Raw genomic sequence first — 15,399 nt, 5'->3', positions numbered from 1 at the left:
TGTTTTCTTATTCCAGACCAAAGTCCCGTTTTCTGTTATCCTTGCCAGTTTCACTTTCCCGCTGACTCTTTTCTTTATAAATCTGCAGTTTTTCATGGATAGAACCACGTGCCGGTCTTTCTTCTTTCTCATCTGATTCAGATACCTCTGCTTCTGCATCTTCCCGTTCATCCATATTGAGCAATGCATTTAGCTCTGACAGTCGCTCCAGTTTCTGGTTCAACTCCTCTTCTTTTGGAAATGGCTTTCCCACTTCTTCTTTCGCATTTGCCATCTGTTCATACACTGTTTCCAATCTTTGTTGTGCTTCTGAAAGCTTCTCTGGATAACTGTCCAACAGATTGTTGATACGGGTAATATTTCCAAGTGCATCTGCTCCAAGATGAACTTTCGAGACAGCCTCATGTTTGACAGATAATATAAATTCTTTACTCCATCCATCAAACTGAATCCTCATATTGAATCCCTGATAGTTTCCGATATCCATCGCAGCATCTACAGTTTTAATATCTTTACATACCGCCAGAAGTGCTGCTCCTGCCTCTTTCTTTTCTGTGAACACTTTGCCACCAATCTCCATAGTAAACTGCTCTGGATCTGTGCTTTTATGCTCAGAATAATGAGCGATGTCTGCCTTGTAGCTGTCAATGATTTCTGTCAGTTTTGCAATCTGTTGTGGAAAATTCCTTGCAATATCATCTTCCAGGCGATACTGGTTATTCATGTGGTTGGCTTTTAAAAGTTTTAATTTTGCCACATCAACATCCAATGCCATCTTCTCTTTTACTGCTGGATTTCCGGTTGCAAGAGCTTTGACCTCTGCATAGGAAAGTGCCGCTTCGTCCACATCTTCACAGCTTCGCACAGGTGCTTTACTGGTCATAATCTGAGAAATGAATTTCTGCTTGTTCTCAATCAACTGCCACATGTAGCTGTCAAATGTGGATTCTGTTACATATCGGAAGATATGAACCTTTTTATTATGATTTCCCTGGCGGATAATACGCCCTTCTCTCTGTTCCAAGTCAGATGGTTTCCAACCAATATCCAGATGATGCAACGCAATCAGACGATCCTGCACATTGGTCCCGGCACCCATCTTTGCTGTTGAGCCAATCAAAAAACGAACCTGCCCGGATTTCACTTTTCCAAACAGCTCCGTCTTCTTTGCTTCTGTATTTGCATCATGAATAAAAGCAATCTCTTTTTCCGGTACACCTTTTTCCATCAATTTCTGCTTCAAGTCATCATAAACATTGAAGCTGCCATCGCCTTTCGGGGTACTCAAGTCACAGAAAATCAATTGTGCAGATTTCTGTGCTGCCGTGCCTTTCCAGATCTCATAACTTTTCTCTGCACAGACTGATATTTTGCTTTCTGGATTATCTGGCAATAATTCGTTCACCAAACGCTGATCCAATGCCAATTTTCTTCCATCATTGGTAATTTTCAGCATATTATCAACCGAAGCATCTACCCCTCCGTTTCTGACAACTTCTGCACGTTCCCCCAGACTTTCTACGATTTCTTTCTGCTGTTCCGTTGGTTTCAGCACCACTGTTTCATATTCCGCCTCTGGCACAGGAAGCTTTAACTGATCGGAAGTCTTGATATCTGCAATCTCCTTAAACATATTCATCAGTTCCGGAATATTATAAAATCTTGCAAATCTTGACTTTGCACGGTAGCCTGTTCCTTCTGGTGCAAGCTCAATGCTCGTGACTACCTCGCCAAAGGTGGAGGCCCAGGAATCAAACAGTCCAAGTCCCATATTTTGTAATTTGCTGTTCTGCAGATACCTCTGCATAACATATAATTCCGTCATGCTGTTGCTAATCGGTGTGCCCGTAGCAAAGGTAATGCCTTTTCCTCCGGTAATCTCATCTAGATACTGACATTTATTAAACATATCCGCCGACTTCTGTGCTTCATTCTGTGCAATCCCGGCTACATTTCTCATTTTTGTATAAAGAAATGCGTTTTTATAACTGTGTGCTTCATCTACATATAAATGATCCACTCCCAGTTCTTCAAACGTAACTACCTGATCTTTTTTCTCTTTCTGATTCAGTTTCTCCAGCCTTGTCTGCAATGTTTTTCTTGTCTTTTCAATCTGTTTGACGGTATAACGTCCACCATCCTGTTCATACCTTGCACTCTGGATTGCCATTTCCAGATCATCAATCTGCCTCTGAAGCATGGCTTCCTGTTTCTCATCAGAGATTGGAATACGCTCAAACTGGGAATGACCAATAATAACAGCATCGTAATTTCCCATAGCGATTCTGGCACAGAACTTCTTTCGATTTGCCGGTTCAAAATCCTTTTTCGTTGCTACCAGAATGTTCGCCCCTGGATATAACTGCAGGAATTCTGCTCCCCACTGCTCCGTCAAATGGTTTGGAACTACAAAGAGGTTTTTCTGAGATAATCCCAGACGTTTGCTCTCCATTGCCGCCGCTACCATTTCGTAAGTCTTCCCAGCTCCTACTACATGTGCCAGAAGCACATTATCACCGTATAGCTGATGTGCGACTGCATTTTTCTGATGCGATCGAAGTTCTATTTCCGGATTCATTCCTGGGAAAGTCAGATGACTTCCATCGTATTCACGGGGACGGATACTATTAAAACGTTCATTGTACACGCTTACCAGTCTTTCTCTCCTCTGCTGATCCTTAAAAATCCAATCTTGGAATGCAGCCTTCAAAGCATCCTGCTTTTGTGATGCCAACATAGTTTCTTTTTTATTCAAAACTCGCACTTCATCCCCATTGTCATTTACGACTTTATCATAGATTCTAACATCTTTTAGATTCAAGGTATCTTCCAGAATCCGGTAGGCATTTGCTCTCTCCGTTCCATACGTTGCATAGGCAAACGCATTTCTTGGACTGTCGGCGTTCTTTCCTGTAATCCTCCACTCACCATTTATCTCAGAGAATTTTACCTGTATTTCCTTCTGCGCAAGATACCTCGGCGTATGAAGCAGTTCCACCATAAACTCCTGATAATCCGAAGGTTCAATCCAGGTGGCTCCAATACGCACTTCAATCTCCGATGCTTCCAGATCTCTCGGCTGAACTGCCTCCAATGCACGGACATTCGGTGTGAATTCTGGATGATTCTCTGCAAAAGTTCTCGCTGTATTTAATTTATCCCTAACATTTCCGGACAGATATTCATCTCCACTTTCCCACTGGTCTGTCAGTGGATTTTTGAAGATAACTCCAACCAGCTCTTCTGTGATTTTCTCTTCGGTCTTTCCGGTCAACTGTGCCATATATGGGAGATCTACTTTAGCCTTTTCATTTAGGGACAGAGCAAGTGCTTCTGTAGCTGTCTCCACACTTGTCACAGCGACCGCCTTTTTAATGGTTCGTTTGGTAAACATGTCCGCTTTCCGCTTCAATGTTCCATCTTCATTCAAGTCTTCCAGGGAACACAGCAGACAATAAGAAGAGTCATCAGAAAATGCACGTTTGTTAGCATTACTTCCAATAACTCCATACTTTGCTGTGTAGGTATCATACACCTGATTCAGTTTTTTCTGCTGTTTCTGGATTTCTTCGTCTGTGACAAATTCTTCCATCTGCATGGCGATCAGTTCACGAACGGTATCACGGATTGCAACCATGCCTTTTACACGTTCTGCAGTGGCTGCAGGCATTTTCACCTGATTCATCAAAGAATTGACACGGTAATATACCTGATCATCTACCACCGTATAGCTGTAATTTCGAACATTCGGATCTGCCGGAATACTCTCTGGCATCTCATCCAGTTCTGCCTCTATATCTACTGCCGCTACCATGCTTCCCTTGATGTGTTTTACAGCTTCTTGTAACTGTAATTCCAGATCAGCTCCTTCCATTGGAGCACAGGTTGTTTCCATACCATACGGACCGGACACTTCTTTCATCTCACCAAGAATCAATCCCGGATGCTGAACAAAATACTTGTTAATGGTAATCCCATTTGCATCACTCTCCAAATTCACCCAGTCTGGCATCTCTTTTGTGAAACTCTCACGCTTCTGGAAAAACAAAATATCAGCACTGACTTCTGTTCCTGCATTTGCCTTAAAAGCTGTGTTCGGCAGTCGGATTGCCCCCAACAAGTCTGCACGCTCTGCCAAATATTTCCGGACTTCCGGTGATGCCTTGTCCATAGTTCCCTTTGTTGTGATCAACGCAGCTACACCACCTGGACGTAACTGATCTATAGTCTTGGCAAGAAAGTAATCATGAATCATAAAATTGTAGCGGTCATACTGACGGTCATTGACCTTATATGCACCGAATGGCACATTTCCGATTGCCACGTCAAAGAAATCATTGGGATAATCCGTCTTCTCAAAGCCTTTGATCTGGATATTGGCATCTGGATAGAGAAGTTTAGCAATTCTGCCACTGATGCTGTCCAGTTCCACTCCATAGAGTTTGGACTGGTTTAGATTCTCTGGAAGCTTTCCAAAGAAGTTCCCGACTCCCATAGATGGCTCCAGGATATTTCCCTTTGTAAATCCCAGATTCTCCAACACCTGATACATACTTTCAATCACAATCGGCTGTGTATAATGAGCATTTAATGTGGAAGCTCTGGCTGCAGCATATTCTTCCGGTGTAAGGACGGTCTTTAATTCCAGATATTCTGTCTCCCATGCAGATTTTGTCTCATCAAATGCATCTGCAAGACCTCCCCAGCCAACGTACCTGGATAAGATTTCCTGTTCTTCCGGTGTTGCATTGCGATTCTCATCCTCACATTTCTTTAACAACTGGATAGCCATGATATTGGCACGGAACTTTTCTTTTGCTGTACCCTGTCCAAGCTCATCATCTGTGATGCGGAAGTTCGTTGCTGGAATCGTTTCTGATATTCCGTTAATCTCTTCCAAAGATTCTTTTTCTTCCGATACCTCAACTTCTCCAGATAATTCTTTTTCTTTTTTATCATAATCTGTCCACACACGTTGAGAAATAGCAGTAAAATACAAGGACTCTTCCTCCATAATTTCTTCCCTAATTTCCCGTAATTCATCTAAAGTATCCGCATTTACAGTTTTATTGTGATAATGATAATAAAGTACTTCTTGTCCGAGTTTTACATCCAGACGTTCCAATTCTTGTGTTGACATTCGATTCCAAATATCATCTTTTTCCGTATGAATCGTGAAATCTTCTCCATCATCATGATATTCTAATGTGTATTGAAGTCGATTCGCTTCTCCCTTAACTTTGCAATCAAAATCGTGGATTTTTGTTCTGGTACCAGACATATATTCTGAATCAACTAATCGCAAATCAGTTATATCTTCCGCTGTCAAAGTATCCTGCTCCAGCTGTTCTCCTAACATCTGCTGTGCTTCTTCCAAATCTGCCAGTCTTTGTGCTTCCTGTCGTTCTTCGTACTTTTCCATTTCTTCCGGTGACAAATAATCATCTGTGCGGATTAACTGGCGAACACGTTCTGCAACCTTGTTCCACTTTAATAAAACTTCTACCTCTGGACTGCCAATTTTCCCTTTTGCAAGTTTTAATCCTTTTGCATCATGGGATGCGTCGGAAGCATCTGCTCCTGGTATTCCGGGTGAGGAACCACCTGTTCCATACTCATTTTTCAGGAACTCAGCTGCATCTTTCATATCATGATGTTCCATGAAATACTCATAGATTCGGTTACGTCCTCCTGCAGTAATGCCGCCTCTTCTTAACACTGCGTCAATTTCATCCTGTGTGATAAAGGATAGTGCCGGACGTTCGACCGTAAATTTCTGGTCTACCCAGGAACGCTCCCTCTGAAGATCCTGAAAGCGTTGGAAATATTCCGGATTATGCTGAATCTCCCAGCGGTGATAATCTCCCGGATTCTCATCCATATATTTCTGCAGCCATTCAAAACGATAGACAATCGCATCTGCTTCCTCTTGATCTGTCCATGCTCCACTCACTACATCCTGCCAGTCTGAATATGATTGTTTCTTTTCCCAGTTTCTGCAAGTATCCCGAAAATGAAGTGCAAGAAGATTGGTCATTTCTTCCTGCTCCTGTTCAATGGCATTATTGGAAATCAAATTATCCACGTAATTTCCATCCTCATACATATCCCGAATTCTGTTCGCTGCTTCTTCCCACGTAACCATGCGGTCAAAGTTTCTTCTGGCAGAGTCCCCTCGCCGGATACGGATACCATCATTGTCATACCAGATACTGATTTTCTGACCATCTATGGTAAATCCTTTGCCACCAGTTCCATATTCATCTTTCAGAAAACTCCGCATTTCTTCATTATCCAGACCTTCAATCAGTCTTGCTGTAATATGAAACAGTGTATTTTTCTGTCCGCTTCCCGTGCGGAGAATATCATTTACCACTTCATCGGAAATAAGAAAAGCGGCTGGCTGTTCCAATGCAGCTGCCGCTTTCCTTATTTCTCCTAACTGTTCCTCTTCTGTTGGGAACAGACTTAACTGTAAATAATCTCCTGAATCACCAGCTCCTCTGCCTGTGCCTTGATCTGGTTCATGTGTCTGGTCCATGCCATCCCGTCTGCCATTTTGTCCGGTGCCGGATCTTTCTCCAGAAGTTCGTTCATCAGGTCGTCTACTCTCTGTCTTGCCTGGCTGTCGATCTCCATCAGATGACTGTCCAGACGGTTCTGCAGTGTCAGAATGTTGAACCTGGCTACCTTGTGATTTCTCAGATACTCTTTCCGCATCATTCCGTACTTGCCGATGGTTCCTCTCGTCTCTTCCAGGCTGATATCTGGAATCTGATACTCTCCGTTCTGGCTGTAACTGATCTCTCTCATAGTCTGTTTCCTCCTTTTTTTCTTCTCTATCTTCTGTGTTATCTGTGTTACTTTCACGAATTAACGTGTTAAATTCATTATAAGCTACTTCTTTTTCTTTTGCAACCGTTTTCAGGTCATTTTCCAGATCATTCAGAACATATCGTCCAATCTGCATCAGAACTGGTCTGCTGATCTCGTTGACTGCACTTCCCAGATGTCCTAATACTTTCAGCTGATTGAAGTCCGTAATATGTCGAAAATCCTCTGCATCCAGATATTCCTGTACATCCAGTCCACACCTGTTTAGTAATACATACCAGACACTATTGGTCATCAGTTCCCGGAATTCTACTTCCTGATTCTGTTCGTCCAGTTCTTCCAAAAATGTCCCTGTCACATCCAGTCTCAGTTCTTCCAATGCATCTGGAAGCCATTCCTGCATACTCTCCTTCGCTGCCTGATGCAGACTTTCAGCAAGCCCTCCTTCTGTATCTTCCAGTGATAACTGCTCCTGCAGATAATCTGCAACCAGTTGTTCACCTTCCACCGGAAGATTCCATAACTGTGGATCTTTTCCCAGATTCCGCACTTTATAAGTGTCCTGCACATCAAATACATACCGAAGTTTTGTTTTTGGTCCGGAAGTATTGTCAATCAAGGCAATCCCCTTGGATCCCTTTTTGATCCAGCGGTACATCTTCTGATTCCAGATTTCCATGGATGCTACGGCAGTTGCTTCCGGTCGCTGTGCATAAATTAAAAGCTGTTCTGGAAAAGTGTATTTGTACAGTCTGGATGAAGTGTTTAGGAACCGCATCCATTCCTGCGGACTGGTAGCTACATCTTTTGCCACCTCTTCCGTCAGATGTTCCATTGCATATAATTTATTTGCCATGTGCTACTCCTTTTCATAAAATCAGGGACTGCTTAGTACAGTCCCCTTAAAATCATCGTTGTTTCTCTTTATAATGCTGCGGCAAGATCTTTTGACTTATTCTTTGGCACTTTGTCTGCCTCTTTTGCCTTGATCTCTGCCTTGGCTTTTTCCAGTCTTCCATGGATTCCACCTTTTACTTCCACTTTTTCGGCTGCTTTTTCTTTCTCCAAACGAGCTTCCCTACGCTCAGCATTTTCCATTACTGCGGTCTTTTTATCACAGAACTGAACCTTATCCGAAAGCTGTTCCTGTCTTTCCACCTGTGTCTCATTGACTTCCTGTACCATCGCATTTAATTCCGGAACCTGAAAAATGCCGTTATCAGGAAGAATCAGCACTTCATGAATGGAAGATGGGATGACAAAGTAATCACTTCCCAGGCATTCCCCAATCTGTTTACGAATATCTTCCTGCAGTAACAGGGAAGCTCCATTCATCTTAGCTTTGTTTGTCAGACAGAACATTGGGTTTTCCATGGCTTCCATATCCATTTTTTCATTCAGCAGGTTTTCTGGTTCTTCACCAAAAATCATAGATTTGATAATCTCATTCATATCCATAAGTGTGACACCACGTTTTCGGTCTGCCACCATCGCATTCGCTTGAATCTGTTCGGCAGATACTCCCCACTCGTTCATCAGAGAAACAGTTACCGGAATACTGCTGATCCCTTCTCCATTTTCCTCCAGATTTACTGCATAATAAGCTGCAAAATCTCCGTGTTCTGTGACTACTTTATCTGCAAGAAGATCGGTATTCCATTCCTTATCACAAATTCGCACCTGTAATTTGTCTTTCATCTTTTCATAATCCAGAATATCTGGAACTCCCATATCAAAAAATTCTGCTTTTCCCTGTGCCTCAATACGCATATCAGCTACATCACCAACACAAGAATCTACATCTTTTCCATGGATATATTCCTGGTAGAGGGAATCCAGATAGACTGTCGGTACGATTCTCTGATCTCCGTTTGGAATCGTAATCCCTGTCAGTTTCAAACCGTTGTTTTTTTCTACTTCCTGAAGTTTAATTTCTGCGTCCTTATAAGACTCTGGCAGATACTCCTTTACATTGTCTTTGACATATTCATAAAATTCTTTTCTGTTCATCATACGCTTTTACCCCTTTCTGATCATGTGATGGTTCATTCTTTTTCTGCTGACCATCTGCTCAGCTTTCTTCTGATAAGCCATCATTCTCTTTACTGTTTTCTCCTGGTTTTTTCGTGCTTCCTGTCTTTTTTCCATTGTTTTCATCATAGTTTTCTGTTCCTTTCTGTGTTTTTTTGTATGAAAAAGGGAGCCTCACATAGAAGCTCCCAATCATAACCATTGGTTTTAGTTTCCTTATTTGCTTTTCCTTTTCCTGCTGAAATAAAGTCCTGCCATACCTCCTGTGGAGATTACCAGAAGCAGGATCGGCAGCCATATATTCGTGCTGTCACCTGTTTTCGGTGCGTTTGATACCTTTGTCTCTTCATGGGACTGTGGTGTATCCGGTGTGTTCGGTGTTTCTGGAACTTCCGGTTTCTCATTTGTCAGATTAAAGGTAACTTCTACAACCGGTGTACTGTCATCTGCATAAGCAAATGTCACTTCATGCTGGGTCTGATCCAGTGTGTATCCGTCCAGTGTCTTTGTTTCCACCAGATAATACTTGATAGCGGTATCATATTTGCCGTTCTTAAATGTGGCAATCTCATACAGCTTACTCTCTGCATGACCGGCAGCATCTGTCTTTAAGGTTTCCAGAACCTTTCCTTTGCTGTCACGAAGTTCAAATTCTACCCCTTTTAGCGGTTCTCCTGATGATTTATCTGTCTTATTGAGAATCACTTTTCCCTTGGCAGTATCATCTTTCATAGCCACTTTCTGGATTTCTCCGGTATCTTTCACCTCAAATGTCACATCGGCTGTCAGGAGATATCCTTTCGGTGCTTGCTCTTCACGTAAGGTATATTTACCGATTGGCAGTTTTTCGATATAATGTGCTTCCTCTGTAGAAGTCCAGCTCTCTACTACCTGATCGTCCTTATCGAGAATCGTCAGTTTCGCACCCGGAATCTCAGTTTCTCCTGTGATATCCGTCTTACTGATCTGCACTTTTGTCACATCATCTTTCATTTCATGCTTCTGAATTTCTGCTGTATTTTCTACTGTAAAGGTAATACTTTCTGCAGTGACATATCCATCTGCCGGTTTTGTCTCTGTCATGGTGTATTCCTTACCAACAACCAGTTCTTTAATCACATGGGATTCTTCCGTAGAAGTCCATTCATCCACTGTATTGCCATCTGAATCCATCACTTTCAGGTGTGCACCTGGAAGTTCTTTGCCTGTTGTCAGGTCTGTTTTGGTCAGCTCCACTGTGGTTGGCTGATTTTCAAAAGTAAAGTCGTAGCTTACTTCTGCCTGGTCTTCTCCGGCATATTCAAAGGTAAATTCCTGTACTTCTTCTGTTGTAACAAATCCGTCCGGCGCAAAGATCTCTTTCACATAGTATTTTCCGTCTACCGGAAGATCTGCCGTAAAAGTAATCTGTCCTTTTTCATCCGTTACCCGCTGCTCGATCAGACTGTCTTTCTCAAGGAGTACCTCGCCCTTTGCATTTTTGATATCTTCACTGGTATAAAGACCGAAGACACCACCTGCAAGGACACGTTCTGTATCTTTTTCTTTCTTCAGAACCGTAACCTTTACTTTCTGACGGGCATTCTGCCATTTCTCATCATAAGTGATAACTGGTGTGTCCTGATCACGGTAGGAAAGATCAACATATCTCGGCTCTCCGTCCAGCACATAACCATGGGCAGTTTTTACTTCCTTCACATAGTACTTGCCAGCCGGTAGATCTCCCATCTGTGCAATACCATTGGAATCTGTGGTAATGGTTCCCACTTTTTCATCTGCTTTGAAATAATCTTCACTGACACCATCTGCCGCTTTGATATCTTCCGCAGCAAATACATCGAACGTCACATCTGAAAGGCTTCCGGTTACATATTCAAAGAGATGCTCCACAGTACCTTTTACCTGATCCAGAAGTGTTACCTTATCCAAAAACTCTCCATTTTTGTTGATGATTAGAAGTCCTGTTGGAACTTCATCTTTCATCTCTACTTTCTGAATCTCGGCAGTATCTTTCAGCGTGAACTTCACATCCGTTGCTTTCAGATATCCATAAGGTGCCATTTCCTCACGAAGAGTGTATTCCTCTCCAACTGTCAGTCGTTTGATCACATGTGGCTGATCTTTTACAGAAGTCCACTGATCCACAACATTTCCTTCTTTATCAAGAACGGTGAGTTTTGCCCCATCCAGTTCCACACCTGTTGTTACATCAGATTTTGTGATTTCAACTGTTGTCGGCTGGTTCTTTTTCACTGTTTTCAGTTTTACTGTCTTCACATCCTGTCCCTGGTAAGAAGCATCCAGATTCAGAACTTCATCAGAGGATACAAATCCCGCTGGTGCTTTTAACTCTTTCACATAATACTGTCCACGTGGCAGATCCAGCGTACATACTGCAAGACCATCATTATCAGAAGTCATTTTCTGTAAGAGTGTATCTGCTTTCACAATCACTTTTCCATCTGCCTTGATATCCTCTTTGTTATAGATACCAAAGACAGCCCCTGCTACGGTTGCACCATTCTCTGCATCCTGTTTTTCTACCTGGATTGCAACTTTCTGTCGGTCATCGCCAACAGTCACTTCCTGTTCAATCACAGGTGTATCCTGATCGGCATAGACAAATGAGACATCCGATCTGTCATGGTTCAGGACAAATCCTTCCGGTGCAGTCTTTTCTACCACATAGTAAGAACCAAGTGGCAGGTTATCAGCAACTACTTTTCCGTCTTCCCCGGTCGTTACCGTTGTTACCAGTGCATCTTTTGCATAGATCAGCTGTCTGTTTTCGTTTTCGTCTTTCTGATAATCCGGTGTATAGATATTTTCAGCTGCATAGACATTAAATTCTGCACCCTTCAGGTATCTTTCTTCATAAACAAAATCTTTCTTAAATCCGGTCAGCATCTCACCTTTTTTATAAATCGTCAGCTTTCCTTTTACCGGATGGTTCTCGTAATCTACCGTAATAATGGCATCTCCGCTCTCAGAATCCATCTGGTATGCTGTGTTTGCATCCACCGCAATCTCTACATAGTTCTTGTTGATTGTGTACCCTTCCGGTGCGTTGACTTCCTCAATCCGGTAATGTCCGATCTTCAGATTCTTCGGCATGATCAGATATCCCTGGCTGTCCGTAAAATAGGACTTGTGAGTGGTTGTCACTGGGTAAGTTGTTACCTGTTCCACATACTTTTTGTTGTCCAGGTCATATACCTTAAATTCTGTTCCGGCAATCAATACGGATTTCTTTGTTTCATCGTCTTTTTTCACGATTTTCAGTTTTGCCTTAAACTCTTCATCCAGAAGCACTCGCCAGATCTGCGGCTCATTTGGATGGTGCTCTGTGATATTCACTTCAAAATCATCGACTGGCTTATAATTGTGCGGTGTTGTAGTTTCACGCACGATATAGCTTCCAAATGGTAATGGAATACTACAGGCATACCCTTTTTCATCTGTGAAAATCTCAGTTGCTCCATTTTCTCCGCTCACTACTGGTTTGGCAGAATCAAAATCATAGCTTCCATCTGCTTTCTTTATAAGGGAAGATTTCAGATAAACTGTAAATCCAGCTCCGGATAACAGATCTGCATCGGTCTTTCCATTGTTGGCTGCTTTGATGATCTGGAATGGCTGCTTGATGACCTGCTCACTGGAAGTGCACTCTCTTTTCACTTCTGCTGTCATATCTCCTTCATAACTGCACACAAGATCATGCTCTTCTGTATCTGCCAGGTATCCGGTCGGCGGTGTGATCTCTTTGATATAATATTTGCCAAGATATAAGCCATTTACAGAAGACTGTCCTTTGTCATCTGTTGTAAGAGAAGCTACCTGTTCTCCTGCTTTATAAATAGTTCCAGTTGCTCCATCCGGATGCACGATATCTTCACGGGCATACAGACCATAAACTGCACCTTTCAGTGTGGCATCTCCCTGTGGTACTGCTTTTCCTGTTTCTTTATCAACTTTGAATAAATTGATCTTTGCTGTCACACGGTCATTGCTGAAGGTATGGGCAAATGATACGGTTGCTTCTTTATCATTGGTGTAAGAAAACTTGAACGTATACACATCTTCTGTATTTCTTACATAGCCTTCCGGCGCCTGATCTTCTTTTACAGAATAGGAATATCCAATCGGAAGATCTGCTGTAAATTTTGCAGTTCCGTCTGCGCCAGTAGTTACTTTCTCAATCAGCGTTCCTTTTTTCACAACAACGCTTCCGTCTGCATTTCTGATATCATCGGATGCATACAGAGCAAAAATACCGCCTTTCAGTGGTTTCTTGGTGTCTTTATCCTGTTTTACTACGGAAACATCTGCTTTCTGTCTCTCGTTGTTAAAAGTCACATCTGCAAATACAACTTCTTTGTTCTGACCAGCATAAGTTAGAGTCACTGACTTTTCTTCGCTGCCGTTATAGAAAGAGTCCGGTGCTTTTGTTTCTTTTACCACGTAGGTTCCAAGATGCAGGTTTTTCAGTGTGACAGAACCATTCTCACCTGTTGTCAGGTTTTCTTTTACAAGGTCACCTTTGCTGTACACTTTTGTGCCATAAGCTGTTACGATATCTGCCCCGGCATACACGTTATACACTGCATTTTTCTGTCTGCGGTTTTCATACTGAAATACCGTTCCATTTTCACTGACATCTGCTCCGGTCAGAACCTGTCCTTCTTTGTAAATGGTAAGCTCTGCCAGCTGTTCCTTATTTTCCACGGTTACAGCTGAGGTCTTACTTGCTACCAGTTTTACATTTGTTGCCGTTGCATTTACTACATATCCCTGTGGTGCTGTGATCTCTTTCAGATAAACAGTATCCTGTGTCTTGATGATCGTAACAGAAGATTTTCCATTCTTATCTGTTGCCGGCATCTGAGTGATCAGCTTTGTACAAGCCTCATCGCTGTATACACCGAATACTGCACCTGCAAGATTGACATCCGCTGTATCGTCTTTCTTTACGATTTCGATCGTAGCCTGTTCAATCCAGGACACCTTTAAGCTTACATATTTTTCATCAGCAACACCTTCTCCAAATACAAATGCCAGATCCTGAACACTTGCATTCGTAGTCAATTTATATGCTGAATAATCTTTTGTAATACTTCCCTTCATCTTTGTAGAAAAAGTAGCACTTACATCTTTTGTCTGTGTCAGAGGCGCTGAAAGATAAAACGTGGTTCCTCCTCCAATTGTTACGCTTGCACCTGCCGCACTTACATTTCCAGTAGATACATTATGGAGCTTTACTCCCTTTGGTAAGTCCATTGTAATTTTCTGCTGGGAAGATGCGTTGAACTGAATGTTCTCCGTTCTCTGAACATTTCCATCTACATAAGCTTTTACATTCGGTTTGGAAAATGACATCGCTACATCTGGTATTTCCGGCTTATTCACACAATAATTATAAAGCTCTTTTGCCAAAGCCTCGCCTGTAGCATTTGTTCCATAGAATGCATCACTGCTTCCATTGGCATAAGATGCAGCCATGTGAATAATGATGAATCTTTTTCCTTCTGAGAAATCCGTGTGTTTATTCGCAAAAAAGCTTTCGCTCCCTGCGGCATCTGTACCGTAATAACACACTTTTGCTAACGCCTGATTGTCCCCAATCTTTGTGATTGTATAATTTCCAGATCCTGGTCCAGGTTTTGCTGGCTGTACACAATACGCAGTTGCTCTGACGCTTCCGTAGCTGATATAGTACGGCTCTGTCAGATAGGTTCCAAGATTATAATCTGCATATCTATACAGAGGTCCTTTTTCGATTGTTACCTGCTGTGTACTTCTTGCTGAATAAGCCGAAACTGCTTCAAATGTTGCAATCTCTCCTTCTTCCATAGAATCAAGATCCACACCTTCGTCTCCTGCCTGTTCCAAAACATCATGAAGCTCTAACCCTGATTCTTCATCATAGGTATCCTGATTCTGTGCCTGCTCTACCAAATCATCAAATTCATCAGCGCCAATATCGGTAATCTCCGAGTCTGATTCTGACTCCTCCGCTTCTTCTGTCTGCTGTTCACTGCCAGCTGTTTCGGACTCAGTCACTGCTTCACTCCCTGCCGCCTCTGTCTGTACTTCTGTTTCTTTATCACGCACAATCAGTTTTCGGCTGATCTGGTACTTCGGATGCTCCTGATTTACCGGTTCCACATAATAGACCGCTTTGTAAGTGTCCACATGATCTGTCGTAAAATCCTCATTCTTGTCATTCTTTGCTTCCTCAAATGTGACTTTGACCTTGTTATCATCCTTGATTTCCAGTCCCGTGTAATCTGATTTCACATCAAAAACACTGCCTGTTTCAATTTCATAATCTTTGGCAGTCACCACCTCATCTTCATCCAGAAGGTCTTTCACTTCCTCATAAAGTGGAGGTTTTTCCTCTGGCTGGATCTCCGCTGCATATGCAGTCATCGGAGATAACACTGTACTAAGCATTGTCATGCCTGCCAGCAAGCCAGATACTACTTTTCTAAAATTACCTTTTTTCTTCATGCTAAGGTCCTCTCTTTCATAATA

Annotated in this window: 4 protein-coding genes; all 4 read right to left on the bottom strand. The window is 42.4% G+C overall.

All coding sequences use genetic code 11. The features are described from left to right. Positions 1 to 7: 7 nt before the first annotated feature. Positions 8 to 7,690: a DEAD/DEAH box helicase family protein gene (locus tag H8S07_RS03665; RefSeq protein WP_186855424.1), complete on the bottom strand. Its 7,683-nt coding sequence runs from the start codon at positions 7,688 to 7,690 to the stop codon at positions 8 to 10. 68 nt (positions 7,691 to 7,758) lie between these two features. Next, entirely contained in the window at positions 7,759 to 8,847 is a 1,089-nt protein-coding gene (locus H8S07_RS03660) for a DUF5688 family protein (RefSeq protein ID WP_186855423.1), read from the bottom strand. Positions 8,848 to 8,853: 6 nt separating this feature from the next. Next, on the bottom strand, positions 8,854 to 8,994 hold the full coding sequence (locus H8S07_RS03655) for a hypothetical protein (RefSeq protein ID WP_172679303.1): 141 nt from the start codon (positions 8,992 to 8,994) through the stop codon (positions 8,854 to 8,856). Between the two features lie 87 nt (positions 8,995 to 9,081). Continuing rightward, a complete protein-coding gene (locus H8S07_RS03650; protein ID WP_186855422.1) occupies positions 9,082 to 15,375 on the bottom strand; it encodes a SpaA isopeptide-forming pilin-related protein in 6,294 nt (2,097 codons plus the stop codon). Between the last annotated feature and the right edge of the window lie 24 nt (positions 15,376 to 15,399).

It is taken from the genome of Dorea hominis, assembly GCF_014287705.1.
GTDB classification, from domain to species: Bacteria; Bacillota; Clostridia; order Lachnospirales; family Lachnospiraceae; genus Dorea_D; species Dorea_D hominis.
Note: the sequence above shows the minus strand (reverse complement) of the source record. Positions and strands in the feature narration are given on the sequence as shown.

Coding starts and splice junctions, on each gene's coding strand:
- H8S07_RS03660 (WP_186855423.1), bottom strand. CDS start 8,847: ATGATGAACAGAAAAGAATTTTATGAATATGTCAAAGACAATGTAAAG.
- H8S07_RS03665 (WP_186855424.1), bottom strand. CDS start 7,690: ATGGCAAATAAATTATATGCAATGGAACATCTGACGGAAGAGGTGGCA.
- H8S07_RS03655 (WP_172679303.1), bottom strand. CDS start 8,994: ATGATGAAAACAATGGAAAAAAGACAGGAAGCACGAAAAAACCAGGAG.
- H8S07_RS03650 (WP_186855422.1), bottom strand. CDS start 15,375: ATGAAGAAAAAAGGTAATTTTAGAAAAGTAGTATCTGGCTTGCTGGCA.